At 62.1% G+C, this 25,994-nt stretch carries 25 protein-coding genes; 12 read left to right on the forward strand and 13 right to left on the reverse strand.

Annotated elements, in window-relative coordinates:
- Position 1 precedes the first annotated feature (1 nt).
- Entirely contained in the window at positions 2-1,303 is a 1,302-nt protein-coding gene (gene hmgA / locus KW568_RS24505) for a homogentisate 1,2-dioxygenase (protein ID WP_003251670.1), read from the reverse strand.
- A gap of 112 nt (positions 1,304-1,415) precedes the next feature.
- Between hmgA and KW568_RS24510 the strand changes: the two genes are divergently transcribed.
- Complete coding sequence (locus KW568_RS24510; protein WP_003251668.1) at positions 1,416-2,249, forward strand: IclR family transcriptional regulator; 834 nt, start codon at positions 1,416-1,418, stop codon at positions 2,247-2,249.
- Here the strand turns inward: KW568_RS24510 and KW568_RS24515 are convergent.
- From KW568_RS24515 to KW568_RS24530, 4 genes are all read right to left on the reverse strand, one after another.
- Positions 2,180-5,404, reverse strand: a complete 3,225-nt coding sequence (locus KW568_RS24515) for a DUF6543 domain-containing protein (RefSeq protein WP_259537048.1) — start codon at positions 5,402-5,404, stop codon at positions 2,180-2,182. The genes KW568_RS24510 and KW568_RS24515 overlap by 70 nt on opposite strands.
- 392 nt (positions 5,405-5,796) lie before the next feature.
- The gene (locus KW568_RS24520) at positions 5,797-6,702 is read right to left on the reverse strand and encodes an alpha/beta fold hydrolase (protein ID WP_003251664.1); all 906 of its coding nucleotides are present in this window, start codon (positions 6,700-6,702) and stop codon (positions 5,797-5,799) included.
- 176 nt (positions 6,703-6,878) lie between these two features.
- Positions 6,879-7,565, reverse strand: a complete 687-nt coding sequence (locus KW568_RS24525; RefSeq protein WP_003251661.1) for an LrgB family protein — start codon at positions 7,563-7,565, stop codon at positions 6,879-6,881.
- Positions 7,555-7,941, reverse strand: a complete 387-nt coding sequence (locus tag KW568_RS24530) for a CidA/LrgA family protein (protein WP_003251660.1) — start codon at positions 7,939-7,941, stop codon at positions 7,555-7,557. The genes KW568_RS24525 and KW568_RS24530 overlap by 11 nt, the downstream gene beginning before the upstream one ends.
- Before the next feature lie 97 nt (positions 7,942-8,038).
- Between KW568_RS24530 and KW568_RS24535 the strand changes: the two genes are divergently transcribed.
- A complete protein-coding gene (locus KW568_RS24535) occupies positions 8,039-8,920 on the forward strand; it encodes a LysR family transcriptional regulator (protein ID WP_047604360.1) in 882 nt (293 codons plus the stop codon).
- Positions 8,921-8,941: 21 nt separating this feature from the next.
- On the opposite strand, the gene KW568_RS24540 is transcribed toward KW568_RS24535, so the two are convergent.
- A complete protein-coding gene (locus KW568_RS24540) occupies positions 8,942-9,397 on the reverse strand; it encodes a flavodoxin (RefSeq protein WP_003251656.1) in 456 nt (151 codons plus the stop codon).
- Positions 9,398-9,512: 115 nt separating this feature from the next.
- Here KW568_RS24540 and KW568_RS24545 point away from each other — a divergent pair, with 115 nt between their 5' ends.
- Together KW568_RS24545 and KW568_RS24550 are read left to right on the forward strand one after the other, a co-directional pair.
- Entirely contained in the window at positions 9,513-9,941 is a 429-nt protein-coding gene (locus tag KW568_RS24545; RefSeq protein ID WP_003251655.1) for a PAS sensor domain-containing protein, read from the forward strand.
- 59 nt (positions 9,942-10,000) lie between these two features.
- Positions 10,001-10,618, forward strand: a complete 618-nt coding sequence (locus KW568_RS24550; RefSeq protein ID WP_019752533.1) for a hypothetical protein — start codon at positions 10,001-10,003, stop codon at positions 10,616-10,618.
- Here the strand turns inward: KW568_RS24550 and KW568_RS24555 are convergent.
- A complete protein-coding gene (locus tag KW568_RS24555; RefSeq protein WP_003251652.1) occupies positions 10,603-11,538 on the reverse strand; it encodes a MerR family transcriptional regulator in 936 nt (311 codons plus the stop codon). The two genes, KW568_RS24550 and KW568_RS24555, sit on opposite strands and share 16 nt — an antisense overlap.
- Positions 11,539-11,758: 220 nt before the next feature.
- Between KW568_RS24555 and KW568_RS24560 the strand changes: the two genes are divergently transcribed.
- Genes KW568_RS24560 through KW568_RS24575 form a run of 4 tightly spaced genes read left to right on the forward strand, consistent with a single transcriptional unit; the run spans position 11,759 to position 13,731 of the window.
- Positions 11,759-12,319, forward strand: coding sequence for a hypothetical protein (locus KW568_RS24560; RefSeq protein WP_003251651.1), 561 nt, complete (start codon positions 11,759-11,761; stop codon positions 12,317-12,319).
- Positions 12,320-12,352: 33 nt separating this feature from the next.
- Entirely contained in the window at positions 12,353-13,090 is a 738-nt protein-coding gene (gene folM, locus KW568_RS24565; RefSeq protein ID WP_003251650.1) for a dihydromonapterin reductase, read from the forward strand.
- A 9-nt stretch (positions 13,091-13,099) separates the two neighbouring features.
- On the forward strand, positions 13,100-13,393 hold the full coding sequence (locus KW568_RS24570; RefSeq protein WP_003251648.1) for a DUF1244 domain-containing protein: 294 nt from the start codon (positions 13,100-13,102) through the stop codon (positions 13,391-13,393).
- The gene (locus KW568_RS24575) at positions 13,390-13,731 is read left to right on the forward strand and encodes a HopJ type III effector protein (protein WP_003251646.1); all 342 of its coding nucleotides are present in this window, start codon (positions 13,390-13,392) and stop codon (positions 13,729-13,731) included. Before KW568_RS24570 ends, KW568_RS24575 begins: the two co-directional genes overlap by 4 nt.
- Positions 13,732-13,775: 44 nt before the next feature.
- On the opposite strand, the gene KW568_RS24580 is transcribed toward KW568_RS24575, so the two are convergent.
- On the reverse strand, positions 13,776-14,684 hold the full coding sequence (locus tag KW568_RS24580) for an alpha/beta fold hydrolase (RefSeq protein WP_003251644.1): 909 nt from the start codon (positions 14,682-14,684) through the stop codon (positions 13,776-13,778).
- 142 nt (positions 14,685-14,826) lie between these two features.
- Entirely contained in the window at positions 14,827-16,038 is a 1,212-nt protein-coding gene (gene fabV / locus KW568_RS24585; protein ID WP_003251642.1) for an enoyl-ACP reductase FabV, read from the reverse strand.
- Positions 16,039-16,339: 301 nt separating this feature from the next.
- Here fabV and KW568_RS24590 point away from each other — a divergent pair, with 301 nt between their 5' ends.
- A complete protein-coding gene (locus tag KW568_RS24590) occupies positions 16,340-17,518 on the forward strand; it encodes an acetyl-CoA C-acetyltransferase (protein WP_003251640.1) in 1,179 nt (392 codons plus the stop codon).
- Positions 17,519-17,806: 288 nt separating this feature from the next.
- Here the strand turns inward: KW568_RS24590 and KW568_RS24595 are convergent, their stop codons facing one another.
- Positions 17,807-18,631, reverse strand: a complete 825-nt coding sequence (locus KW568_RS24595) for a 5-methyltetrahydropteroyltriglutamate--homocysteine methyltransferase (protein WP_064615167.1) — start codon at positions 18,629-18,631, stop codon at positions 17,807-17,809.
- 229 nt (positions 18,632-18,860) lie between these two features.
- Here KW568_RS24595 and KW568_RS24600 point away from each other — a divergent pair, with 229 nt between their 5' ends.
- Entirely contained in the window at positions 18,861-20,348 is a 1,488-nt protein-coding gene (locus KW568_RS24600) for a methylenetetrahydrofolate reductase C-terminal domain-containing protein (RefSeq protein ID WP_238738812.1), read from the forward strand.
- Here KW568_RS24600 and yjiA read toward each other — a convergent pair.
- From yjiA to KW568_RS24615, 3 genes are all read right to left on the reverse strand, one after another.
- Positions 20,308-21,285, reverse strand: coding sequence for a GTPase (yjiA, locus tag KW568_RS24605; protein WP_098089358.1), 978 nt, complete (start codon positions 21,283-21,285; stop codon positions 20,308-20,310). The two genes, KW568_RS24600 and yjiA, sit on opposite strands and share 41 nt — an antisense overlap.
- A 77-nt stretch (positions 21,286-21,362) precedes the next feature.
- On the reverse strand, positions 21,363-21,560 hold the full coding sequence (locus KW568_RS24610) for a YbdD/YjiX family protein (RefSeq protein WP_003251633.1): 198 nt from the start codon (positions 21,558-21,560) through the stop codon (positions 21,363-21,365).
- Between the two features lie 17 nt (positions 21,561-21,577).
- The gene (locus tag KW568_RS24615; protein ID WP_004577217.1) at positions 21,578-23,644 is read right to left on the reverse strand and encodes a carbon starvation CstA family protein; all 2,067 of its coding nucleotides are present in this window, start codon (positions 23,642-23,644) and stop codon (positions 21,578-21,580) included.
- A 177-nt stretch (positions 23,645-23,821) separates the two neighbouring features.
- On the opposite strand from KW568_RS24615, the gene KW568_RS24620 reads away from it, so the two are divergent.
- Positions 23,822-24,184 carry a PilZ domain-containing protein gene (locus KW568_RS24620; protein WP_003251630.1) on the forward strand — a complete coding sequence of 121 codons (363 nt, stop codon included), beginning with the start codon at positions 23,822-23,824 and terminating at the stop codon, positions 24,182-24,184.
- 263 nt (positions 24,185-24,447) lie between these two features.
- Entirely contained in the window at positions 24,448-25,965 is a 1,518-nt protein-coding gene (locus KW568_RS24625; RefSeq protein WP_012053706.1) for a nucleobase:cation symporter-2 family protein, read from the forward strand.
- Positions 25,966-25,994: the final 29 nt, after the last annotated feature.

The following is a 25,994-nucleotide window of genomic DNA, read 5'->3' on the forward strand; positions in this document are numbered from 1 at the left end:
GTTATCTCCGGTTCGGGTTGAAGGTGCTCGGCAAGGTCGCCCAGCAACTATCGTAGTCGGCCTGCAATTGCGGGCATTCAAGGGCTTGCAGGCTCGGGCGCAACACCTGGCTGGTCTCGAACATGAAGGCCATGGTGTTGTCGATCTTGTGCGGTGCCAGGTCAGCGGCAATGGCCTTTTCACAGGTTTCAGCGTCGGGGCCATGGGCACTCATCACCCCGTGCAACGAGGCACCACCCGGCAGGAAGCCCTCGGCCTTGGCGTCGTAGGCGCCATTGATCAGGCCCATGAACTCGTTCATCAGGTTGCGGTGGAACCATGGCGGACGGAAGGTGTTCTCGGCCACCATCCAGCGTGGCGGGAAAATCACGAAGTCCATGTTGGCCATGCCATGCACGCTGGTTGGCGAGGTGAGCACGGTGAAAATCGAGGGGTCCGGGTGGTCGAAGCTGACGGTGCCGATGGTGTTGAAGCGGCGCAGGTCATACTTGTACGGCACGTTGCTGCCATGCCAGGCCACAACGTCCAGTGGCGAGTGCTGCAGCTCGCAAGCCCAGTGTTCACCCAGGAACTTCTGTACCAGTTGCACCGGGCCTTCGGCTTCTTCGTAGTGGGCCACGGGCGTGAGGAAGTCACGGGGGTTGGCCAGGCCGTTGCTGCCGATCGGGCCCAGGTCCGGCAGGCGCAGCGGCGCACCGTGGTTTTCCGCGATATAGCCACGGGCCTGGCCGTCGAGCAGTTCGACGCGGAACTTCATGCCACGTGGGATCACCGCAATTTCCAGCGGTTCGACCTCCATCACGCCCAGTTCGGTGGCGATGCGCAGGCGGCCCTGTTCCGGCACCAGCAGTAGCTCACCGTCCGCGTTGAAGAACACCCGTTCCATGGACCGGTTGGCGCAGTAGATGTAGATGCTCACGCCAGCCGGTTTTTCCGCTGCGGCGTTGGCAGCCATGGGCAGCCAACCTTCGATGAAATCGGTCGGTTCAGCAGGAATCGGCTGCGGGCTCCAGCGCAGGCGGTTGGGGTTGATGCCACCCAGTGGCCCGCCGAGCGGCTGGCGCGCCAGGCGCTCGAAGCGTGGGTGCAAGGCAGAGGGACGAATGCGGTACAGCCAGGTACGGCGCAACTCGCTACGGGCCATGGTGAACGCCGTGCCCGACAGCAGCTCGGCATACAGGCCATACGGGGCCTTCTGCGGGGAGTTCTGCCCGACAGGCAGCGCCCCGGGCAATGCTTCGCTGGCGAATTCGTTGCCGAAGCCGCTCAGGTAGTGAAGGTCGGGCGACGTGTCGCGGTTCATCGATGCCTCCGGATTTTGTTTTTATCGTAATCAGATTACGAATAACGTAATTTGCTCCGCTCAAGGCGTCAAGCTATAAAGGCGACACGATAAACCCGGAACCTCCCCTCCCATGGCCAAAGCCAGCTCCCCCACCGACACCGGCAAGCAGAAGGTCCGCTCGGCGGAAGTCGGCACCGACATCCTCAAGGCCCTCGCCGAACTCTCACCCTCGACTTCACTATCACGCCTGGCCGAGCACGTGCAGATGCCTGCAAGCAAAGTGCATCGCTACCTGCAGGCACTGATTGCGAGTGGTTTTGCCGAACAGGATGCGGCCACCAACCATTACGGGCTGGGGCGCGAGGCATTGCGGGTGGGGCTGGCGGCGCTGGGCAGCATCGATGTGCTGAAGGTGGCGGCAATGCCGTTGTCGCAGTTGCGAGATGAGCTCAACGAAAGCTGCTTCATCGCTGTGTGGGGCAACCAGGGGGCCACGGTGGTAAGCATCGAACCTGCCGTGCGCGCAGTCACCGTGGTGACCCAGATCGGTTCGGTGCTGCCGTTGCTCAGCTCGTCCACCGGGCTGGTATTCGCCGCCTACCTGCCCGAGCGAGAAACCCAGGAGCTGCGCGACAGGGAACTGGCCGCTTTGCAACAAACCGCCAGTGACTACGACACACTGCTGGCCGGCATCCGCGAACAGGGCCTGCACCATGTGCATGGCCTGCTGATGCCGGGGGTGGATGCGCTGTCGGCGCCAGTATTCAACGCCCTGGGGCAGATTGCGGCGGTGATGACCGTGGTCGGGCCGACGTCGATCTTCCATGCCGATGAACATGGGCCGGCGGCGCAGCGCCTGCTCACGGCCGCACGAACCGTGAGCTGGCGCATGGGTTACGCGGGCAACCCACACTGCGCTTCGACGTCTTGTGTTTCCTCCTCGACGAGCCAGAGCAGTTCCTGAGAGAAGCCGTCATAAAGGGCGGGTGCCACCTCGCTCACCAAATCGCCGTAGTCATCGCATAGCCGCCCGATCACACGCGAGAAGGCCGTGGGCTGCGACACCTCTGCCCGGGAAAGTACGGTGATGTATTTCTGCGCGGCACCGAACAGCCGCGCCAAAACCCCCGTGGAGGCCACCGTTCCTGCAACCCCCGCCGCGAACGACAGCAAGGCGGCGGAACGGTCGCCATCGCTCCACGCGATGGCCCCGGTAACGAAGGACCTGGCCGCACAGAACAGCCCGACGGCCATAGCCGCCGGCGGAAACGGCACGGTGAGGATGCCGGCCAGTACGATCCCCCACTCCACCACCACGGCCGAAATACGCTCGGCAGCGTCGGCGCTGTCTTCAGCGGCTTCGTTGATCATCCGCCTGATACGTTTCTCCAGGTCCTGGACAGGATCCCCGATACGCCCGGTCTCCCCTATCGGCGGCCGCACGCCCCTGCCTCGGGCAACGGCGTCCAGCACCAGCTCAATGCCATCCCCGGCGCGCAGTTGCTCTTCGATCCATGCGTTCAAGCGCGACTGGTTCGATAACGGCACGCGGTCTTGGCAATAACCTGCCAAGTCGTGCTCACGCCAAGTCCTTGCCAGCTCGCTGAGGGTCCGCAGCGTGGGGCCTTGCTCGATTTCTGGCAGATAGACCAAGGGCTCAAGCTCGCGGTCACGAGCATGCTTCAGCAGGTAGGCACCTTGAACAGGGCAATCGTCTATCCACAACGGATAAAGGTTGCACGTCGCGTCGATCGAGGTCCCCGAAAAAGTGTCGATCACCGATTCCAGCCACTGCGCATGGCGGCCCGACAAGCTTCCCTGAAGTTTCTCGCTGAGCACGGCACGCCTGATCTTCAAAGCAAAGAGCGTGCGATAACACTGCCTGAGCCTTTCATATTCCGGCCTGGAGCGGTCGAGTAACTGCGCTTTCACTTCTTCGATGTACTTGGTGCCCAGGTCGGCAGCACGAATGTAGCTCCCCAGCAGCGCCGGGCTCAGGTGCGAGATATCCTGACCGGTAGCCGAGGTGATGCGGGCAAAGTCGGAGAAATTGTAATACGTGGGATAACCTTTGATGACAGTCTGTGTCAGTGTGCGAATGGCATCCTCTTCCAGCGTTATCAATACCTGATCCGGGTTGATTGGGCCGCCGCGATTGCCCGGGTATGAGTTGATCTTTTCCGTCACCTGTCGATGGGCGAAGGTGCGAAAGCTCGGCATCTTCATCAGCGACTGATACCTGGCCTGCGCCAGCTTGAGCAGTTGATCGATATCAACCAGTGCCTGCTGCTCGGCACGACTGGCGTTGATGAACCAGCTTGGCGTGGTGGCCTGTTGATCCTCGATCAGGGCAATGATCTTGCGCCTGGCCAGAGCTTTGAGCACAGCCGGCCACTGCTGCGACTTGATCGGCGCGAGCGTCACGCTGTGCATGGTCCAGTCGGTGGGTAGCATCTCGACCTTGCGCAAATGGCGCTTGAGCGAATCATGCTGGGCCCGCGAGCATTGCCCCAGCAGGTACTCACTGCCTACCGGCCACAAGGTCCAGCTACCGATTTCGAGCGCCATTTCCTGGAGTGAATCGAAAAGATGAAAATCGCCTCCGGGTGCTCCAGGGGCGTAGAGCAAGTACTGATCGCCCTGCACCAGACACAGCAGATCCTTCAAGGGCGTTTGCGCACCATTGAGGCAAACCAGGCCGGCGCTGATGGCATTGGCCTGCATGTTCCCCTGGCGTGCGTGGTGCAGCAGATCGAACCCAGCCGGGTGAAACCCTTGATGACGAGCGGCCTGATTGGCCAGCGCCAGCCGCGCATCAAGCACCTCGCACAGTGCGGCCATGGTCAAAGCGTCGTCATAGAGCGTACGGATCTGTTTGACGTAGTTCACGCGCAAATCCAGTTTTTCGATCACGCTCTGGATAGAGGTATTCCCCAACAATGAACGGTGCCGCTCCCCCAGGACTTCGACCTTGAGCTGGCCCCCGCTGTAGCCACCACTCAACGCCCAATCGAGCAGGGTGTGTTTCATCACCTGCTCAGGGTCATCGACGTGACTGACACACACGCGTACCTGCTCGGGGTCGATATCCAGGCCAAGGGCTTGCTTGACCTGTTTCTTGGCGAAGCTGCGCAGGTCGCGCCATTGCGCCAGACGCTCGGTGCAACGCTGCTCCTTCACCTGCAGGTCATCTTCCAGTTGTCGATAGGCTTGCAGTTCCTCGCCCTGCATGAATCGCCGCCATTCGGGCAGCAGGCTGGTGCGGTACGCTCGCACATGCCGCGTCGCACGTTTCTGCAGCGCAGCCACCAGAGGCTCAAGCCGAGCCGCACTGTCGAGCTGGGCCAGACGCCGCGCGTCATCGACCTTGATCCGCAGGCTGCGCTGGGTGGCCTTAAGCTGGATAGCCCGCAGATCACGGATGAAATACCTGTGAAGTGGTACTTGCAGCGGCACGAAATCGAGTGTCAAACCCTCCGTAGACAACGCCGCCCGCTCTTGCGAAGACAACAGCCAACGCAACGGGCTGCCTTCAGCAAAGGCAGGGGCGAGTGCGCTGGCTGCGCGCGCGCGTTCAGTGTCGAACCAGCAACCGCTGGCCAAGCTGTAAATCAGAAAATCCGCAGGTGCGTCCGGGTTCTGTTCGAGGTCATGACGGCTGGCAACGACACCCGGCAAGCGAAAGCGCAAATCTCCGGCAACCAGATACACCTCATGCTTGTTTATGTCCCCGTCCTGCTCAAGGGCCTCGATACCGGCTTCCCAGGCCTTGAACGTAAGAGCCTTGAGGCGCGTTTCAGCAAACATCAGCTGGATCAAATGGGACGCCAGGGTAAGTGGTTTCAAACTTAATCTGGACTGTTGCTCCCACCACTGGTCAAGAACCGCCTGCCTTTGCGGCACAAGCGACTCGACAACCGCCAACGGCAAACGCTTCTGCTCGGTGAACTGTTGTCGATGCGCCTCCGGTATCAGGCTGCCCAATTGCGCAACCGCAGCCATCAGCTGTTGCAGCTCCTGGGCGTGGGCCATCATGGCCTTCACCTGTTCTTTCACAGAGCGTGCACCTGGGCACCCTTCACCGAAATCGGGGCTGCCGAGATTGAAATCGAAAGACATGAACTGCGCTCCAAAATACAAGGAGGCAGCAGAGTGAACGGATGATAAAGGCAGTAGCGCAGGGAAGCTTACCCCGCACTTGGCACTGTTGCCTGAAACGTAAAGGTGAATGTCGACAGACGCTATTTTTCCTAACGGATCAAGCGCTTATTCTTGACTCACTGGCCGGCTTGAAGGGCTCTCCCCCCCGCCTTTCAAGCCTGCGAGGTTCACCGACGTAGATTTTGAAGCTCCTTGATCTGACGTCTCGATTGGCCGCTGCGGCTTGCAGCGGCCTTTTTTTTGAAATCTGAAAATGCATCCTGGCGGTCAGGTGACCGTCAAGACTTTCAGCGCCGTTGAGATCGGGCGCCGCCCGGATGGCGCCCGACCTCATCGGCGCTGAAACCTCGTCATGACCATGCCACTTTCGGCGGGTAGAAGCTCAGCGGCTGCTCACGAAAGGCCAGGTAGTGGCGCAGCACCTGCACTGGCGCTTCGGTATGCGGGTAATGGCCAATGCCCAGTAACTGCACAGTGTCCGGCTCCGGCACCAGTTGCCGGTAGCGCTCAAGCATGTGCGCGCCGGAAAGCGGGTCGACCACGCCATTGATCAAGCGCAGCGGCACGCCTTTACGTTGCATCGCCCCGACCCAGCGTTCGCGGTGCAACCTGCGCTCCGGCATGTAGCCCACCAGCTTGTGCAGGATGCGCGTGCCCCGGTTGGCAGCGATCAGGCTCCAGAAATCATCCAGCGCGCTTTCACTGGGATGGGTGCAGGGGCCGTAGACCTGAATCACGTTACGCACCAGATCGTCACGCCCGAACGAGCGCCCGACCAGCCAGCCAAACCGGCTGAGCAGCAGCTTCTGGATCAGTAGCATGCGGCAGCTTTCGGGGAACAGCCCGCTGTTGAGGAACACGCAACTGGCAATGTCGGCACGCTGCTCATGGTGTCGCGCCAGCAGTTCCTGAGCCACGCTGCCGCCGTAGTCGTGGGCCAACAGGTGCACGGGCTGCGCGACCTGCAGATGGGCAAGCAATGCCTGCTGCAGGTCTGCTTGCTCCATCAGGCTGTAAGTGTGATCGACGGGCTTGTCCGAATCACCAAAGCCAAGCATGTCGCAAGCGATCACCCGGAAACGTTGGCTCAGAGGGCCCCACAGGTAGTGCCAGTCCCAACTGGCGGTGGGGAAACCGTGTAACAGAAGCAGAGGCTCTCCTTGCCCTGCGGTCCAGTAGCGGATGCTCTGGCCCCGGAACATGAAACGCTGTGACCGGGTACGCCAGACGCACAATGGAATCTCGGCCATAGGCATCAGATGGGTCCCGGTGTAGTGGTGTTGGCGGAATAGGGCAAGGCTGCGTTCATTGCATGTCACCTCGGCACTTACATGTGCTCTCTATGTCGAGGCAAAGTCTAGCCAGCAGCCCATTGGCTGGAACTTGCGTTGCCAGCCAGCTTGATGACTGAGCGAGTCAGTGGCACGAACGGTCAGAGCAGCAAGGCCAACAACGGCGCCGCGAACAGGTTGAGCAGCCCGGTCAGGACCATCACCAGGCCGGCCACCGAGCCTTCCTCACGGCCCACTTCCTGCGCCCGGCTGACCCCGGCACCATGCGCGCCAACACCGAACAGGGCCCCCCGTGCCAACGGCGTGCGCAGCGGCAACCAACGCAACAGCACACCGCCGAACATGGCACCGAGCACGCCGGTGAACATCACGAACACCGCTGTCAGTTCTGGCACCCCACCCAAGTCATGGGCCAGCGGCATGGCAAAGGGCGTGGTGATCGAGCGCGGCACCAGCGACAGGCTGGTTGCGCTGTCCAGCGCCAACAGGTGCGCCAGCCCCCAGGAGCTGGCGATCGAGGCACTGCTGCCGGCTACCATGCCCACCATCAGGGCCGGCCAATGGCGCGCCAGCATGGCCCGCTGCTGCCAGATCGGCACTGCGAAGGCTACGGTCACCGGGCCGAGCACGCCCATCAACCAGTGGGTGTTGCGCGCATACTCGGCATAGGCCGTATGCAGCGGCACGGCCACAGCCAGCAGCAACACCGGTACCAGGATCAACGGCGACAGCAGGTAGCGCTTGCTACGCCGGTACAACCAACGGCTACCCAGGTAAGCCAGCAAGGTCAAGGCCAACCAGAACAGCGGCATGGGTTCAAGGCTCACGGCGCAGCCTCCAGCGGCACACCAGCTCCACGGTCATGGCGGTCACTACCATCACCATCAGCGTGCTCACGGCAATCACCAGCAAGATGCGCCAGCCCTCTTCACGGATCAATGCGCCATAGTCGAGCAGGCTCATCAGCGCCGGGATGAAGAACAACAGCATCTCAGCCATCAACCAGCCGGCCCCCAATTGCAGCGTGGCCGGTTTGAGCACACCCGAAGCGAACAGTATCAACAGCAGTGCCAGGCCCATCACACCGCCGGGGATCGGCCAGCCCAGCCAACTGGCAATCTGGCCACCGAGCAGGAACAGGGTACAGAGAACCGCCAGCTCGACGAGCAGGCGCAGGGCTTTTTTCAATGATGCAGGTTTCATGGCGGGGTTCCTCGACAGGCCCTCATTTTAAGATTTGGCTGCCTAGGCCAGAAGCGAATTGTTAGACTGCCTGCCATTCCAGAATGGAATCGAAGCAATGGAATTCAAACAACTGCGCAGCTTTATCGAAGTGGTCCACCGCGGCGGTTTTACCCAGGCGGCACAGACCCTGCACATCAGCCAGTCGGCCGTGAGCAAGCAGGTGGCCCAGCTTGAGCAAGATGTGGGCCAGCCGCTGCTGGAGCGCCAGGCGTCGCACCTGCACCTGACCGCTGCCGGGCGCATCGTGCTGGAGCGTGGCGAAGCCCTGCTGCGCCAGCGCCAGGCGCTGCTCAACGAGCTGGACGATCTCAGCCAGATGGAGCGTGGCGAACTACGCCTGGGCTTGCCGATGCTTGGCAGCGACACGTTGTTCGCCGGCTTGTTCGCCGAGTACCGGCGGCGCCATCCGAACATCGCCATCCAGCTGCTTGAAGGCGGCAGCCGCAGCGTCGAACAGGCCGTCAGAAGTGGCGAACTGGAACTGGGCGGCTGTTTGACGCCCACCGACGAGGCATTCGACTACCAGCCCTTCTGCAACGAACCGCTGGATGCCTTGCTGCCGGCGGGCCATGCCCTGGCGGGCCTGGACGCCGTGGGCCTGGGGCAACTGGCCGATACACCGTTCCTGCTGTACCAGCGCAGTTTCGTGCTCAACGACCGGCTGCTGAAGGCGTGCCAGCAGCAGGGCTTCACCCCCAAGGAAGGCGGGCGCAGCGGCCAGGCGGATTTTTTGGCGGCGCTGGTGGCGGCGGGCCAGGGCGTGGTGATGCTGCCCCGGGTGGTGGCAAAAGCGCTGGAGCGCCCCGGTGTGGTGCGTGTGCCGTTGCATGCGCAGGAGGATTTGCGTTGGGATATCGCGTTTATCTGGCGACGCGGTGCCTACCTGTCACGGGCGGCGCAGGCGTGGTTGGCCTTGTTGCGCGCCCCCCATGGCTAACACGCCTGCGCAGGTGCCGGGTCAGGCGTTCAGTGCGCTCGCCAACTCAGCCAGCCAAGGCTCGGCATCCGCCTCCGGGGTCACCGTCTCGCTCGCATCCAGGCGCAGCATTGGCTGCACTTCGCGCACGCCCAGTTCGGCGAACAGCTCACGCATCTGCTCGCCACCCCCGCAATAGGTATCGCCATAACTGGAGTCGCCCAGCGCGATCACCGCACCAGGCAGGCCGCGCCAGGCCGCGGGCAGTGTGTCACGAAGTGTGCTGTACAGCGGCATGAGGTTGTCCGGCAACTCACCCATACCGGTGGTCGAGGTCACGGCCAACAAGGCGTCGGGGGCAAAACCCTGAAGATCCTGAAGGGTGGCACGCGCAGCATGCCAGGCCTCGAAACCCGCCGCCTTGAGTAGCGATTCAGCGTGACGGGCGACTTCTTCGGCGGTGCCATAGACCGAGCCGGAAATAATGGCGACTTTCATCGGGTAGAGGATTCCGAAACTGAGTGAAAACGTAGGATACTAGCATTCAACGCTGGCAAAAGGCCGCCGTTACCAAAGTCGCCATCTTCCGTTTTCCTTCACCTATGGCCCGGACATGATCAACGCGCAATTGCTGCAATCGATGGTCGATGCGTCCAATGACGGCATCGTGGTTGCCGAAAAGGAAGGCGACGACACTATCCTGATCTACGTGAACGCCGCTTTCGAATGCCTCACTGGCTACAGCCGTGACGAGATTCTCTATCAGGATTGCCGGTTCCTGCAGGCTGACGACCGTGACCAGCTCGGCCGCGCACGCATCCGCAAGGCCATGGCCGAAGGCCGCCCCTGCCGCGAAGTGCTGCGCAACTATCGCAAGGATGGCAGCGCCTTCTGGAACGAGCTGTCGATCACGCCGGTGAAGAGCGACTTCGACCAGCGCACCTACTTCATCGGCATCCAGAAGGACGTCAGCCGCCAGGTCGAACTGGAACGGGAGCTGGCGGAACTGCGCGCTCGTCCGAAACCCGACGAACGCGCCTGAACCAAGTCCGCCACGCACGGTCAATTCCGTTGAAGAAATCGCCACCACCGAGTTCGATCATGCAAGCAGACGCGCTCCTGACCCAGGACGAGCTGGATTTCATACAGAACATGCAGCATTCGCCACAACTGAACCTGGCTGACACCATGTCGAGCCTGCTGGTCAATGGCGACCGCCGCATTCAAAGCTTGCTTACGCGGTTGGTGGCTAACGAGCAGGTGACCTTGCAGGCCCAGTTCAACAACCAGCAGATCAGTTTCCCGCTGCAGCTGGTAGAAGACGAGTTCCACGCCCTGCACCTGCAGCTGGGTTCACCGGAAATCTACGAAGACGGCCCCATGCTGCGCCCATGGCGCTTGTCGCTGGACCAGCCGAGCGTTCTGCTCGACGCCCATGACAAGGCAAGCGGCCTGTGGGTACGCGAGATTTCCTTCAAAGGCGTGCTGCTGGAAGTCCGTGATTTGCCAACAGCACCCGCCCGCTTCGAGCTGCGCTTCGCCCCGGGCGGCATCACCCCGATCGAACTGCATGGTGTGTTGGGCCGGCGCATCGGCACGGACCTGGCTGCCTACGACCTCGGCCAAAGCCCAGCCGAAGAAATCGAACGCCTGCGCGACTACATCCTCCAGGCCCACCGCCACGCCCACCCCGAGCTGCACACTCAAGTATCGAGCTGACGGGCCAGAAACTGCCGCAAGCGCTGGCGCATCACACTGCCCTGCGCGCCCAGGCAGGCTACAGGGCTGCCAGCCAGGCTGTCCTGTACCGCTTCCGCCGCCTCACCGGCCAGTAACAACGGGCATTCCAGCATCGACGCCAGGCGCTTGAGGTGCCGGGTGAGTTCTACTGTGGGCGACGGATGGGAAAACAGCACCAAGGCGTCCGGCTTCAGCCGTTCGCAGACCAGCGCAAGCTCTTGCAGCGGCTGCCCGTTCGCCAGCGGGATCACGCGTATTTCATCGCTACCCAGGATCAGACTGGTTACCAGTAACTCAAGCTCATGGCACTGCCCCGGCAATGGCGCCACCAGCACGGTGCGGCTACTCGGCACACGGGCCAGCTGCAAGCGGGCGAAAACCCGACCGCGCAGGAACTGATCATAGAACAGCCATTCGCTGGCCTGCCCATAACCGCCTTGCCGGACTACCATGTCATGCCACACCGGCATGAACACATTGGCGAAAACCTGGTCCAGGGTGCTGGCCGCGAACACCTCGTCATAAAGGCGATCCAGGCCCGCCACGTCGAAGTGCTGTACCGCCAGGCGAATCTGGTTTTGCCAGCGCAAGCAGGGGTCCACCGCGCCGCCGGCCTGCCCGGAGAGAGCATGGCCGCGAGCAAGAATGCTGCCCACCTTGCTGACCGCCACGCCACGCTCCAGCCAGCCGAGGATACGGCGGATTTCATCGATATCAGCCTGGGAATACAGGCGGTGACCACTGTCGGTACGGATGGGCTGGATCAGCCCATAACGGCGTTCCCAGGCACGAAGGGTCACGGCGTTGACACCGGTCAAGCGTGACACTTCACGAATCGGAAACAGCTCCTGCTGCTCGAAACTCGCATCGATCACCGGTTTACGTCCCTGTTCGTTCATGTGCACGAAGTACCCTGAGTGCGAAGAAACTGAGCACATAGCTTACTACGACTGTGTCGGTCTGTTGGTGCCACCGTTTGCCAGCTGAGCGTTGCCGAAGATCGCAACTGCGCGATAATGCGTGCCCGATTCTTGCATGCACGACTGCGTCGCCCACCACCCCGGGCCACACAGCCAAAGGGGCCAGCTACCCGCCAGCCCCGTTGCCAGGAGATACACAATGTCTACCCCACCCGTCACCCTCATGGTGTCGCGCCGCGCCGCCCATGGCCGCTACCAGGACCTGCTGGCCTGGCTGCACGAAGGCGAACAACTGGCCACCGACTTCCCTGGCTACCTCGGCTCGGGCATCCTCGCCCCGCCCCGGGATGGCGACGAATTTCAGATCATCTTCCGCTTCAGCGACGAGCCGACCCTGCATGCCTGGGAGCACTCCGCCTCGCGTCGCGCATGGTTACAACGCGGCAACGGTCTGTTCGAGCGCCCCAAAGAGGCGCGCGTTAGCGGTATCGACGACTGGTTCGGCACCAACAGGGTGCAAAAACCGCCACGCTGGAAGCAGGCCGTGGCCATCTGGCTGGCGTTTTTCCCTGTCTCGCTGGCCTTCAACCTGGTGTTCGGCCACTGGTTGACGGCACTCGACCTTGTGCCCCGGGTACTGCTCAGCACCCTGGCCCTGACGCCGGTGATGGTGTACCTGTTCATCCCGCTGTCCACCCGCCTGCTGGCCAGTTGGCTACAGGCCTCCCCGCCCGCTGCTGGCGCCTTGCGCAGCCGCTGAGGCCAGGCCATACAACAGGTAAACAGTTCGGGTATGCTGGGTGGCAATCAAAGGACAGACAAGTTGACCACCCCGAACATGAACAGCCCCATTCTCGTTACCGGAGCCAGCCAGCGTGTCGGGCTGGCCCTGGCCCTCGAACTGGCACAGGCCGGCCATACGGTGGTCAGTGCCAGCCGCAGCATTCAGCCGCAGGCAGCCCACCCCAACATCGTGCAGTTTCAGGCCGACCTGTGCCAGGCGGGCGACCGCCAGGCGCTGATCGATCACCTGCACGATCGTTACGACGGACTGCGCGCCATCATCCACAATGCTTCGCTATGGCTCGACGACGGCCTCGACAACCTCGAGACCATGTTCCGCCTGCACGTCGAAGCGCCCTACCACCTCAACCTGGCCCTGGGCGACCTGCTGGCCAAGGTGGAAAAGGCCGACATCATTCACATCTGCGACGAAACCTCCTCGCGCGGCAGTAAAAGCCACATCGGCTACGCCGCCACCAAGGCCGCACTGCAGAACATGGTGCTGTCATTCGCCGAAAAATATGCGCCCAAGGTGCGTGTGAACGGTATCCTGCCCGGGCTGCTGATCCTCAAGGAAGGGGGTGACGAAGCCTACCGCCAGCAAACCCTGAAAAAGGCCCTGCTGGAATTCGAACCCGGCGCCGGCCCGCTGATCGAGACCGTCAAGTACCTGCTCGCCAGCCAGTACAGCACCGGCAGCCAGGTGGTCATCAACGGTGGCCGCCACCTGAAGAACCGCATGACTTGAGAGAAGACCATGACCCCACAACAACAGCTCGAGCTCGAGGCCGCCGCGTTCCGGCGCCTGGTCGAACACCTGCAAAAGCGCACCGACGTACAGAACATCGACCTGATGAACCTGTCCGGTTTCTGCCGCAACTGCCTGTCCAAGTGGTACAAGGCCGCCGCTGACGAGCGTCAGCTGGACCTGAGCCTGGATGATGCCCGCGAAGCGGTGTACGGCATGCCCTACGCCGAGTGGAAAGCCCAATACCAGAAAGAAGCCAGCGCCGAACAACAAGCGGCGTTCGAAAAAGGAAAAACCTCGTGACTGACCTGAATACCCTGCGCGCAAGCCTGGCCAGCGGCCAACATGTATTTGCCGATACCTTGGCGTTCATTGCCGACAACTACAGCTACCAGCCGCAGGCCTTCAACAACGGCGGCGTGGAGAATGCGGCAGGGCAGAACGAAGGTTCGTGCAAAACCCTGGGCCTGGCCTTGCTTGAAGGGCTGAGCGACCAGGAAGCGCTGCTGGCCTTCGGCGAGCACTACCGTGATGTGGTGGCCACGCCTGAGGGTAGCGACCATGGCAACATCCGTGCGCTGATCAAACACGGTCTGGCGGGTGTGAAGTTTGCTGCGCAGCCGCTTGCGCGCAAGGCTTGATATTGCCGGGGCCGCTTTGCGGCCCCACGATCCTGCGCCCACCATCAATCGATAATGGTGCCAGGCCCCCCACCTTCCAGCCTCCCCTGCCGCAACCACTGCAAGGCCACCGGCCACAGGTTTTCGCGAAACCGGTCATGGAAGAACGCGAAATGGCCAATTTCCTCGACCGAGATATCCACAGGTGCAATGCGCAGGTGCTGGCGCTCGGCACTTTGCAGATAACCCAACAAACGCTCGGTTGCCGCTACGGTCCCGAAGGGGTCGTCCGTCAGACTGATGGCCAGCGTCTTCGCACGCACCTGGGCGAACGGTAGCGCCGCCAACGCCCGCCCACTGGGGCGGTGCTCATAACGTGGGGTGCGCGTGGTCCAGTCGTGCACCACGCCGGATGGCGTGTCTTCCAGCCAACCCAGGCGCTTGCCGGGAAAGTAGCCGAATACCCGGGTCAACAGCGGCATGACCACATGCCACTTGCCGAACAGCTGCCAGCGCTGGTTGGCCGCGTAGTCGCGCCAGTAGGCGAACTGCGCGCCAACCATCACGACCCGACGGATCTGGCCAGCCGACGGTGCCAGGCCTACAGCACAACCGCCGAAACTGTGCCCCACCACGTCCACCGGCTGATCTGGGAAATGCGCTGCCGCATGCGCCAGCATGGCTTCGAAATCCAGCCGGCCCCAGTCGCTCCAGGAGGCCTGGAAACCACGCAGCGACGCCGGCCGGGATTCGCCGATGCCACGGTAGTCGTAGGTCAGCACATCGCAGCCGTGGGCGAACAGGTAGTCGGCAAAGCGGGCGTAATAGCGGCAGCGTACCGACGTGGCAGCGTTGATGATCACCAGCGGGCGCTGGGGGTCAGGTTGGGCGTGGCGCCAGCAGAAGCCGCCGAGGCTGTATCCGTCGGCCGCGGGGTGGCGAAATGGGGTCGCGGGTTGGATGAGGCTACTCATGGCGCATTTCCTGTTGTTGTGCGCCAAAACTAGCAAAGATTTTGTAGCCTGTACTGGCCTCTTCGCGGGTGAACCCGCTCCTACAGGGTGAGAACCTGTGGGAGCGGGCTTGCCCGCGAAGAGGCCGGTACAGGCTTACCCGTTACAGCTCGACGCAGTCGAACTTCACATCGGTGGCCACGTCTTCGTCGTAGTTGACGTCAGCGCGCTCGAAGCCGAACAGGTTGAGGAACTGCTTCTTGTAACCGGCGTAGTCAGTCAGCTCGAACAGGTTCTCGGTGGTCACCTGTGGCCACAGGGCCTTGCAGGCGTTTTGCACGTCGTCACGCAGTTCCCAGTCGTCCAGGCGCAGGCGCCCCTTCTCGTCGACCTCTGCCGGCGCACCGTCGGTACGGTACATACGGTCGCGGTACATGCGGTCGAGCTGGTCCTGGGTGCCTTCGTGAACACCTTTCTCCTGCATGATCTTGAAGACCATCGACAGGTACAGTGGCATCACCGGGATGGCCGAGCTGGCCTGGGTAACCACCGACTTGAGCACCGCCACATTGGCGCCGCCTTTCACTTCACCGGCCAGCTTCTGGTTCAGACGCAGGGCAGTTTCGTCCAGGTCCTGCTTGGCCTGGCCCAGTGCACCGTGCCAGTAGATCGGCCAGGTGATATCGCTGCCGATATAGCTGAAGGCCACGGTGCGAGCGCCTTCGGCAAGTACATTGGCGCCAGCCAGCGCATCGATCCACAGCTGCCAGTCCTGGCCACCCATGACGGTGACGGTATCGGCAATTTCCTGCTCGGTGGCCGGCTCGATGCTGGCCTCGATGATGGTGTCCTTGTTGGTGTCGATGGCGGTCGACTTGTATGGCTGGCCGATCGGCTTGAGTGCCGAGCGAATGACTTCACCGGTCTGCGGCAGCTTGCGCACGGGCGAAGCCAGCGAGTAGATGACCAGGTCGACCTTGCCACCCATTTCGTTCTTGATCAGCTCGATGACCTTGGCGCGGGCTTCGTCAGAGAAGGCGTCACCGTTGATCGACTTGCTGTACAGGCCCTCGGCCTTGGCGAACTTGTCGAAGGCGGCAGCGTTGTACCAGCCAGCAGTGCCGGCCTTGGTCTCGGTGCCTGGTTTTTCGAAGAACACGCCCAGGGTGTCGGCCTTGAAGCCGAAGGCCGCCGTGATGCGGGCAGCCAGGCCGTAGCCGCTGGAAGCACCGATGACCAGGACCTTCTTCGGGCCATCCTCGCGTACGCCCAGCTTGCGGGTGGCTTCGATCTGGTCACGGACGTTGAGCTCGCAGCCCTTCGGGTGAGTCGTGGTGCAGATGAAACCGCGAACCTTAGGATGAATGATGGCCAATGTCTGTACCTCGTCAGGTTTATGCCAGGAAAGCGCCGCTTGGGGCGATTCCGATTGATCAGAGGGTGAGACTACCCCCGCAGGTTATCCGACACATATTACGGGGTGATCAGAGGGATGCAAAACCAGAGTTCTTCTGTGCAGGAGGGTCATGGCTGCTTGAAATCCAGATTGGCGGGTTAGAACGCCTGGCACCCATTGATTTGCTTTTCACATCAATCCGAAAGAAAAACAAACTTAACAAATAAGCCAAACCCACCGATGCTGGCGGCACTACGCCCATTGCACGGAGAACAACAACATGAACGACGTGGTGATCGTCGCCGCAACCCGCACCGCCATCGGCAGCTTCCAGGGCGCCTTGGCCACTGTGCCTGCGGTCGACCTCGGCGCCGCCGTGATCAAGCAACTGCTGAAACAAACCGAGCTGGACCCGGCGCAGGTCGACGAAGTCATCCTCGGCCAAGTGCTCACTGCCGGTGCCGGTCAGAACCCGGCACGCCAGGCAGCGATCAAGGCTGGCCTGCCCTTCAGCGTACCGGCCCTGACCCTGAACAAGGTCTGCGGCTCGGGCCTCAAGGCCCTGCACCTGGCCGCCCAGGCGATCCGCTGTGGCGATGCCGAGGTGGTGATTGCCGGTGGCCAGGAGAACATGAGCCTTGCCCCCTACGTGATGCCCTCGGCCCGCACCGGCCAACGCATGGGCCATGGCCAACTGATCGACAGCATGATCACGGACGGCCTGTGGGATGCCTTCAATGACTACCACATGGGCATCACTGCCGAAAACCTGGTGGACAAGTACGGCCTCAGCCGTGAGCAGCAGGATGCCTTTGCTGCCGAATCGCAGCGCAAGGCAGTGGCAGCGATCGAGGCCGGCCGTTTCGACGCTGAAATCACCCCCATCGTGCTGCCGCAGAAAAAGGGCGAGCCCAAGGTTTTTGCCCGTGACGAGCAACCACGCCCGGACACCACCGCCGAGTCCCTGGCCAAACTGCGCCCGGCCTTCAAGAAGGACGGCAGCGTCACCGCAGGCAATGCCTCCAGCCTGAACGACGGCGCCGCCGCCGTGCTTTTGATGAGCGCAGCGAAGGCCAAGGCGTTGGGCCTGCCGGTGCTGGCGAAGATCGCCGCCTACGCCAGTGCCGGGGTAGACCCCGCGATCATGGGTATTGGTCCGGTTTCGGCGACCCAGCGTTGCCTGGACAAGGCCGGTTGGCAACTGGCCGAACTGGACCTGATCGAAGCCAACGAAGCCTTTGCCGCCCAGGCGCTGGCCGTGGGCAATGCGCTGGCATGGGATGCCGCGCGGGTTAACGTCAATGGAGGGGCGATTGCCCTGGGCCACCCGATTGGTGCTTCCGGGTGCAGGGTGCTGGTGACCCTGCTGCACGAGATGATCAAACGGGATGCCAAAAAAGGCCTGGCGACCTTGTGCATTGGTGGTGGGCAAGGGGTGGCGCTGGCCATCGAACGCTGATTGATTCAAGCAGGCCCGGCCTCTTCGCGGGTAAACCCGCGCCTACACTGATCGGTGACGGACACACATCGGTGATCGGGCGCAGGCCGTTGTAGGAGCGGGTTTACCCGCGAAAGGGCCGGGCCTGCTGGCCAATTTCCACCAGCCGTTCACCGTTGCAGCTGCCACCGTGTTCGCGGGTAAACCCGCTCCTACCACTGATCGGTGGTGGACACTCATCGGTGATCGGGCGCAGGCCGTCGTAGGAGCGGGTTTACCCGCGAAGAGGCCGGCACAGGCAGCAACTGTTCAAGCCGCGACTCGGTCCTGCTCCAGCGAAGCGGCCAGCACCGCCACTTCCTGGCACTTCTGCACGGCCAGGTCCACTGGACTCTCCAGCAACGAACAGGCAGGCGCCAACCACAGCCGCTCACCCAGGCGTTCATGGGCCTCGTGCAGCAACCCCAGGGTCTTGCCCAGATCGCAAGGCGAGGCGTTGCGACCGTCGACCAGGCCCAGCGACAGTACCTTGTAGGCCGGCAGGCGGTCGAGAATGGTCTGGTACTGCTCGGGCGCCTGAACCAGATCGACGTGCAGGCCATCAACCGGCAGGTTGGCGGCCAGGCCGAGGTTGCCTTCCAGGCCGCCGAAATACGTGGCGATCAGCTTCTTCAACGGTGCGCGTTGAAGGATGTTGTAGACACGTTCATAGGCATTTTTCCAATCCTGGGGCAGGTCCTGGGCGAGGATGGGTTCATCGATCTGCACCCATTCAACGCCGTGGTCGGCCAGGCGGTTGAGGAGTTGGTCATACACGGGCAGCAGGCGGTCAAGCAGCTCCAGCTTGTCGAAGTCACCGCCCAGGGTCTGGCCCTGCCACAGATAGGTCAAGGGGCCGATCACCACCGGCTTGACTGCAAGGCCCAGGGCCTTGGCGTGCTCCACTTCTTCGAACAGTGGTTCCCAGTTCAGAACCAACGGCTGATCGCCTGCGCTAAGCACGTGGCTGTCCCAGGCGAAGTCGCCGACCGGCACCAGCTCGATGCCGGCGTCTTTCTGCACCTGCCAGTGGCGGGCACGCAGCTCGCGGTCACGGCCGATGTGTGGAAAGCCCAGGTTATGTGCCAGTGCCATGTCTTGTCCCTTCAGCATGCTTGAATGAATAAGGGGGATTCTCCGGCTGACGGGGTATTGAGACAAACTCATTAAATTTGAGATGAACCCAAGAAATCTTCATGATCATGCTGTCATGATCTTCGCGCCCCCATGTCTCATTCAGATCACCATCCTGCGCATCCGGACATGACCCGGCTTGCCTTCTGCCTCACAATGCCACCCTGACCACACCAGGTGCCCGGCCAACATGAGCCTGCTGAAAACCGCCCTGCGCGAACAGAACTTCGTCTGTGTCATGGAGTTCGTCCCCAAGCCTTCCGCAGAACGCTTTGCCGCCATGGAAGCGATCATGGCCCGTGCGCACCTGTGCGGTTGGCCGATGACCGTGGCCATCGGTGATCGTGTCGGCAGCCCGCTGGACATGTCACCGCTGGACGCCCTCGCCTCGTTCAGCAACCCGGTGCCTGCCCTGCCGCATTTTTCAGGCAAGGATCGCGAACGCCACCACCTGCTCGCCCAACTGCAGCGCATGGACGCCGCCGGCCTCGACCAGCTGTTACTGCTGACTGGCGACCGCCTGCCCGGCCATGAACCTGGCCAGCGCCCGGTGCGTTATCTGGAATCGGTCGCCGCCCTGCAGGTTGCTCGCCAGGTCTGCCCGCACTGGCTGCTGGGCGCGGCGCTGAACCCGTTCAAGTACCACGAGGAAGAAGGCGGCGCCCAGTATTTCAAGGCCGAGAAAAAGCTGGCAGCGGGGGCTGACTTTCTCACCTTGCAACTGGGCTTCGATGCCGCCAAGCATCAGGAAGCCATACACTGGATGCGCCGCCAGGCCTCACCCAAGCCCATGCTGGCCTGCCTCATGAGCCTCACCCACGGGCGCGCGGCGATGCTCGACCACGTGGCCGGCGTGACTGTCACGCCCTCCATGCGCGACATGCTGGAAGCGGAAACGGCGCAGTCCAAGGCCTTTGCCCAGGCGCGCAGTGTTGACCGCCTGGCCTTGCAGATCATCGGTACAAAGCTGATCGGGTACGCCGGTGTGCACCTGTCAGGGGTTCACACACTCGAACAGTTGCTGGCCCTTGAGACCCGTATCGAGCACTGGCAATCCCAGGTTCAGTCCCTGGAGCAATGGGCACCGGCCTGGCACGCCAGCTGGCAGATGCCTGGCCTGCCGGCGGTGACCTTCCATCCGCCACAGGCTGGCTGGCGCCTGGGCGAGTCACGGGTCGATGCCTCATTCAAGGAAAAAGCCCGCTATCACCTGATGCATGGCATGCACTCACTGCTGTTCAGCCGGCGCAACAGCCTGAGCAAGGCCTTCGGCTGGGCAGTGCGCCAGCCTATGTGGGCAACACGCGCTGGCGCACACGTGCTGCACACGCTGGAGCGCAATGTGAAGCGCCCCCTGGTGGGTTGCGACACCTGCGGCCGTTGCCGCCTGGAAGACACCTTGTATATCTGCCCGGAAACTTGCCCTAAAGGCCTGGCCAATGGCCCTTGCGGCGGAACCGCCCTGAACCGCTGCGAGTTCGGCGACCGCGAGTGCATCCACAGCGTCAAGTACCGCACCGCCAAAGCCGTGCGGCAAACTGCTGTGCTGACCGAACGCCTGATCCCGTGCATCGAGGTCGAAACCCGCCACCGCAGCTCATGGCCGCAGTGGTTCGCGGGGCAGGCGCCGCAGCGGCTCAGCCCTCAGCCATTGCCTCGAAGCCAGACCGAATCGTAGCCTCGGGCAGTTCGTCGGCAATGAACACCATCACACTCTCGCGCGCTTCGCCTGCAGCCCACTCGGCGTCCCAGTCGAAGCCATACAGCTTGAGCACGCCCTGAAACACCAGCTTGCGTTCCTCGCCGGCAATGTTCAGCACGCCCTTGTAGCGCAGCAGCTGTTTGCCGTGGGTTTCCAGCAGCTCGTTCATGAAGCTGCTGAGGCGGTCGATATCCAGCGGGGTTTCGGTACGCAGCACCATCGTGGAGATACGGTCCGGGGTGGCAGGCTTGAGCACGGGTTGCAACATCGGTTTCAGGTTCACCCCAAGGTCGGGGTTGAGGTTGAAACCGCGCACATCCAGTAGTTCAGCCAGGTCGATGCAGCCGTGTTCGACCACACGGATCGCAGCCCTGCTATTGATGCGGGCCAGGCGTTCGCGCAGGGCTTCAACCGCAGTTGGCTCGACCAGGTCGGTCTTGCTCAGCAGCAGACGATCGGCAAAGCCGACCTGGGCCTGAGCGATGGTCTGGGTCAGGTGCAGTTCGGCATGCGCGGCATCGACAAGGGTGATGATGCCGTCGAGGATGTAGCGCTCACGCAGCTCCTCGTCGATGAAGAACGTTTGCGCTACCGGCGCCGGGTCGGCCAGGCCGGTGCATTCGATCACCAGGCGATCGAAGGCGATTTCCCCTGCATCCAGGCGTTCAAGCAGCAGGTAAAGCGCGCGAGTCAGGTCGCCATGGATGCTGCAGCATACACAACCGTTGGCCAAGGTCATGACTTGCACCGGCTGGTCACCCAGCAGTTGGCTGTCGATGCCAGCCTCGCTGAATTCATTTTCGATCACGGCGAGCTTCAGGCCATGCTCGGCCTTGAGCATGTGCCTGAGCAAGGTGGTCTTGCCGGCACCGAGGAAGCCCGTGAGGACGGTTACGGGAATGGGCGTCTGCACGCAAAATACTCCTGAATCTGAAAATGACTGTGGGAGCCGGTTACCCAGGCTCCCACAGGTTTACACGTACCGCAGGCTCAACAGCACTTGGGCCCGGACTTGCCACCGTAGCGTGCTTCCTGGCGTTCGCGGAAGAACGCCTCGTAGCTCATCACCGGCTTGTCCGGATGCGTTTTCTGCATGTGTTCGACATAGTTGTCGTAGTCGGGCATGCCGACCATCAGGCGGGCTGCCTGCCCCAGGTATTTGCCCAGTCGACCCAAGTCGTTGAACATGATTGCAGTCCTCTCGATTACGCGTCAGGCAACGCCTGGAACGGGGTTTCCTTGTCGCTGCGTTCTTTGCGGCCCAAGGCGGCGTAGCCGACCTTGATGGCGAAGAACAGAATGCTGAAGACCACCAGCAGGAACAAGATCGTCAGGCCCGCGTTGGTGTAGGCGTTGAAGATCACGTGCTGCATCTGCCCAATGTCCTTGGCCGGGGCCAGTACCTGGCCGGCGTCCAGCGCAGTGCTGTACTTCTTGGCCAGGGCCAGGAAGCCGACAGCCGGGTTGGGGTCGAACAGCTTGATCAGGCCTGCAGCCGTGGTGCAGATCAGCAGCCATACGGCCGGCAGCAGGGTGACCCAGATGTAGCGCTGACGCTTCATCTTGATCAGCACCACAGTACCGAGCATCAAGGCGATACCGGCCAGCATCTGGTTGGAGATACCAAACAGCGGCCACAGGGTGTTGATGCCACCCAGTGGGTCGATTACGCCCTGGTACAGCAGATAGCCCCAGAGCGCCACGCAGCCAGCGGTGGCGAGCAGGTTGGCCCCCCACGATTCGGTGCGTTTGAGTGCAGGCACGAAGCTGCCCAGCAGGTCCTGCAGCATGAAGCGCCCGGCACGGGTACCAGCGTCTACCGCCGTGAGGATGAACAGCGCCTCGAACAGGATCGCGAAGTGGTACCAGAAGGCCATGGTGTTTTCACCTGGCAACACCTGGTGCAGGATCTGCGCGATACCGACCGCCAGGGTTGGCGCACCGCCGGCACGGGCCAGAATAGTGTGCTCGCCGATGTCACGGGCAACGGCTTCGAGCTGCTCGGGTGTAATCAGGAAGCCCCAACTGCTGACGGTCTGCGCCACCGACGCGACATCGGTACCGACTACTGCCGCCGGGCTGTTCATGGCGAAGTACACGCCCGGTTCGATCACCGAGGCCGCAACCATGGCCATGATGGCGACGAACGATTCCATCAGCATGCCGCCGTAGCCGATATAGCGGGCGTTGGTTTCGTTATCCAGCAGCTTGGGGGTGGTCCCCGAGGAAATCAGCGCGTGGAAGCCGGACACCGCACCACAGGCAATGGTGATGAACAGGAACGGGAACAGGGTACCCTTCCACACCGGGCCTGTACCGTCGGTGAACTGGGTCAGCGCCGGCATTTTCAGCTCAGGTGCGATGATCAGGATACCGATGGCCAGGCCAAGGATCGTGCCGATCTTGAGGAAGGTCGATAGGTAGTCACGCGGCGCCAGCACCAGCCACACTGGCAGCACGGCGGCGACAAAACCGTAGCCCACCAGCATCCAGGTGATCTGCACGCCGGTGAACGTGAACGCCGGGCCCCACACCGGGTCCGCAGCGATCACGCCCCCCAGCCAGATCGAGGCCAGCAGCAGTACCACGCCAACCACCGAGATTTCGCCAATACGGCCCGGACGGATGTAGCGCATGTAGATGCCCATGAACATCGCGATCGGGATGGTCGCCATCACCGTGAACATGCCCCAAGGGCTTTCGGCCAGGGCCTTGACCACGATCAGTGCCAGCACCGCGAGGATGATGATCATGATCAGGAAGCAGCCAAACAGGGCGATGGTGCCCGGGATTCTGCCCATTTCCTCGCGCACCATGTCGCCCAGCGAGCGCCCATTGCGGCGGGTAGACAGGAACAGGACCATGAAGTCCTGCACCGCACCGGCCAGCACCACGCCGGCAATCAGCCACAGCGTGCCGGGCAGGTAGCCCATTTGCGCGGCGAGCACCGGACCCACCAGTGGGCCAGCGCCGGCGATGGCGGCGAAGTGGTGACCGAAAAGAATGTGTTTGTTGGTCGGGACGTAGTCCAGGCCATCATTGTTGAGCACCGCCGGGGTGGCACGGCGCGGGTCGAGTTGCATCACCTTGGTGGCGATGAACAGGCTGTAGTAACGATAGGCGACCAGGTAGATGGCCACTGCCGCGACCACGATCCACAAGGCGTTGATCGCCTCGCCGCGACGCAGGGCAACCACACCCAGTGCGCAGGCACCTATGACTGCCAGCGCCAGCCACGGAATATGGCGTAGCAGGCTATTATTGTTGTTCATGGTTAGCTTCCAGCTGGTGGATTGGAAAGACCGCCCACCGAGTCTAGGGCCAGTCAAGCGGCATTGCCACACTTGCTTTGTTCTAGAGCCTCTGCGGCCTGATTGCAGTACCTGATGCACATGCAACTCTAACTATAGTCAGGATGACACCTGATGACCTATTCGAGGATCCAAGCCATGAGCGATCATGACGAACGCCGCCGCTTTCAACGCATCGACTTCGATGCCCCCATCGAGCTGCGCCAGGGGCTGAAACGCTGGCCTGCAAAACTGCTGGACCTTTCACTCAAAGGCTTGCTGATCGAACGCCCCGCAGGCTGGGATGCCGACCTGACCCAGGACTTCGACGCCATCATCGAGCTGAACGAGGATGCCCGTGTGCAGATGCAGGTCGAACTGCGCCACGAAGAACCGGACCGCCTGGGCTTCATCTGCCTGTACATCGACCTCGACTCGATGAGCCATTTGCACCGTCTTGTGGAATTGAACGTGGCTGACAGCACCGAAATGATGCGTGAGCTGCGTGAACTCATCGAATAATAAAATCTCTTAGCTAGCTAATAGCCTTCCCGCCTGGTGTTTCTTGTCTACCCAGACAGCTTTAAGCCTGGGTAGCGTTGCTTTGTACACACCCTTCTAATACAGCTTCTGCCAAGTTGGTACGCCTTCTGCATTGGGTTTTAACACACCCTGCGGCCGGATCTGTTCGCGCTCCGATCAAAATATTGTATACAATTCTTGTGGCAATCATTTGTAGGAAGTGTCTACAGTAGCGGCACAACAATAAACAGAGAGCCTGCTCCATGACTACGTCCCCTAGCACGTCTCCCGCCAAGCGACCCGAGGATGAAAACCTCGGCCTTGGTGCCAACCTGGCCTATGGTCTGCAGCATGTGCTGACCATGTATGGTGGGATCGTCGCAGTACCCCTGATCCTGGGGCAGGCCGCGGGCCTGAATGGTGCCGAAATCGGCATGCTGATCGCCGCCTCGCTGTTCGCCGGTGGCCTTGCCACCCTGCTGCAGACCCTTGGCCTGCCGTTCTTCGGTTGCCAGTTGCCACTCGTGCAAGGCGTGTCGTTCGCCGGTGTGGCGACCATGGGTGCGATCCTGAGCAGCGAGGGGGGCGGTGGCCTGCCTGGGGTGCTCGGCGCGGTCATGGCTGCGTCGCTGATCGGCTTTCTGATCACACCGGTGTTCTCGCGCATCACCAAGTTCTTCCCGCCGCTGGTGACCGGTATCGTCATCACCACCATCGGCCTGACCCTGATGCCGGTTGCTGCACGCTGGGTAATGGGTGGCAACAGCGCCTCGCCGGAGTTCGGCAGCGTGGCCAACATCGGCCTGGCCGGGCTGACCTTCGCCATCGTGCTGCTGCTGAGCAAGCTTGGCAGCGCCACCATCTCACGCCTGTCGATCCTGCTGGCCATGGTGGTCGGCACGCTGATCGCCTGGGCATTGGGCATGACCGATTTCAGCAAGGTCAGCGAAGGCCCGATGTTCGCCTTCCCCACGCCTTTCCACTTTGGCATGCCGGAGTTCCACATCGCCGCGATCCTGTCGATGTGTATCGTGATCATGGTCACCCTGGTGGAAACGTCGGCCGATATCCTCGCCGTGGGTGAGATCATCGACACCAAGGTGGACTCCAAGCGCCTGGGCAACGGCCTGCGCGCCGACATGGCATCAAGCATCCTGGCGCCGATTTTCGGTTCATTCACCCAGAGCGCGTTCGCCCAGAACGTCGGCCTGGTGGCCGTGACCGGCGTCAAGAGCCGCTACGTGGTGGCTACCGGCGGCGTGATTCTGGTGGTACTCGGCCTGCTGCCAGTCATGGGCCGGGTGATTGCCGCCGTGCCTACCCCGGTACTGGGCGGCGCCGGTATCGTGCTGTTCGGCACCGTGGCGGCCAGCGGTATCCGCACCCTGTCCAAGGTCAGCTACAAGAACAACGTCAACCTGATCATCGTCGCGGCCTCGCTGGGCTTCGGCATGATCCCGATTGCCGCGCCGACCTTCTACCACCACTTCCCGAACTGGTTCGAGACCATCTTCCACTCCGGCATCAGCTCGGCGGCGATCATGGCCATCCTGCTGAACCTGATCTTCAACCACTTCACCACCGGCAACTCGGAAAACCAGTCAGTGTTCGCTGCAGCCTACGAGCGGACCATCCAGTATTCGGACATTTCCGCGCTGCGTGATGGGGACTACTTCAAAGATGGCAAGCTGTTCGATGCCGAAGGTAACGAAGTGCCGATGCTGGAACTGGACGAGCATGGCAATGAAACGGTCAGGCGCACGGCCGTTGCCGAGCACTGACTGATTGCAGGAGCGAGCTTGCTCGCTCC

The organism is Pseudomonas sp. HD6515, from assembly GCF_024971855.1.
Lineage (GTDB): Bacteria > Pseudomonadota > Gammaproteobacteria > Pseudomonadales > Pseudomonadaceae > Aquipseudomonas > Aquipseudomonas alloputida.

Excerpts from the sequence above, each read along its gene's own strand:
- hmgA (WP_003251670.1), bottom strand. The coding sequence starts at position 1,303 with ATGAACCGCGACACGTCGCCCGACCTTCACTACCTGAGCGGCTTCGGC.
- KW568_RS24510 (WP_003251668.1), top strand. The coding sequence starts at position 1,416 with ATGGCCAAAGCCAGCTCCCCCACCGACACCGGCAAGCAGAAGGTCCGC.
- KW568_RS24515 (WP_259537048.1), bottom strand. The coding sequence starts at position 5,404 with ATGTCTTTCGATTTCAATCTCGGCAGCCCCGATTTCGGTGAAGGGTGC.
- KW568_RS24520 (WP_003251664.1), bottom strand. The coding sequence starts at position 6,702 with ATGCCTATGGCCGAGATTCCATTGTGCGTCTGGCGTACCCGGTCACAG.
- KW568_RS24530 (WP_003251660.1), bottom strand. The coding sequence starts at position 7,941 with ATGAAACCTGCATCATTGAAAAAAGCCCTGCGCCTGCTCGTCGAGCTG.
- KW568_RS24535 (WP_047604360.1), top strand. The coding sequence starts at position 8,039 with ATGGAATTCAAACAACTGCGCAGCTTTATCGAAGTGGTCCACCGCGGC.
- KW568_RS24540 (WP_003251656.1), bottom strand. The coding sequence starts at position 9,397 with ATGAAAGTCGCCATTATTTCCGGCTCGGTCTATGGCACCGCCGAAGAA.
- KW568_RS24545 (WP_003251655.1), top strand. The coding sequence starts at position 9,513 with ATGATCAACGCGCAATTGCTGCAATCGATGGTCGATGCGTCCAATGAC.
- KW568_RS24550 (WP_019752533.1), top strand. The coding sequence starts at position 10,001 with ATGCAAGCAGACGCGCTCCTGACCCAGGACGAGCTGGATTTCATACAG.
- KW568_RS24555 (WP_003251652.1), bottom strand. The coding sequence starts at position 11,538 with ATGAACGAACAGGGACGTAAACCGGTGATCGATGCGAGTTTCGAGCAG.
- KW568_RS24560 (WP_003251651.1), top strand. The coding sequence starts at position 11,759 with ATGTCTACCCCACCCGTCACCCTCATGGTGTCGCGCCGCGCCGCCCAT.
- folM (WP_003251650.1), top strand. The coding sequence starts at position 12,353 with ATGCTGGGTGGCAATCAAAGGACAGACAAGTTGACCACCCCGAACATG.
- KW568_RS24570 (WP_003251648.1), top strand. The coding sequence starts at position 13,100 with ATGACCCCACAACAACAGCTCGAGCTCGAGGCCGCCGCGTTCCGGCGC.
- KW568_RS24580 (WP_003251644.1), bottom strand. The coding sequence starts at position 14,684 with ATGAGTAGCCTCATCCAACCCGCGACCCCATTTCGCCACCCCGCGGCC.
- KW568_RS24590 (WP_003251640.1), top strand. The coding sequence starts at position 16,340 with ATGAACGACGTGGTGATCGTCGCCGCAACCCGCACCGCCATCGGCAGC.
- KW568_RS24595 (WP_064615167.1), bottom strand. The coding sequence starts at position 18,631 with ATGGCACTGGCACATAACCTGGGCTTTCCACACATCGGCCGTGACCGC.
- KW568_RS24600 (WP_238738812.1), top strand. The coding sequence starts at position 18,861 with ATGAGCCTGCTGAAAACCGCCCTGCGCGAACAGAACTTCGTCTGTGTC.
- KW568_RS24610 (WP_003251633.1), bottom strand. The coding sequence starts at position 21,560 with ATGTTCAACGACTTGGGTCGACTGGGCAAATACCTGGGGCAGGCAGCC.
- KW568_RS24615 (WP_004577217.1), bottom strand. The coding sequence starts at position 23,644 with ATGAACAACAATAATAGCCTGCTACGCCATATTCCGTGGCTGGCGCTG.
- KW568_RS24620 (WP_003251630.1), top strand. The coding sequence starts at position 23,822 with ATGAGCGATCATGACGAACGCCGCCGCTTTCAACGCATCGACTTCGAT.
- KW568_RS24625 (WP_012053706.1), top strand. The coding sequence starts at position 24,448 with ATGACTACGTCCCCTAGCACGTCTCCCGCCAAGCGACCCGAGGATGAA.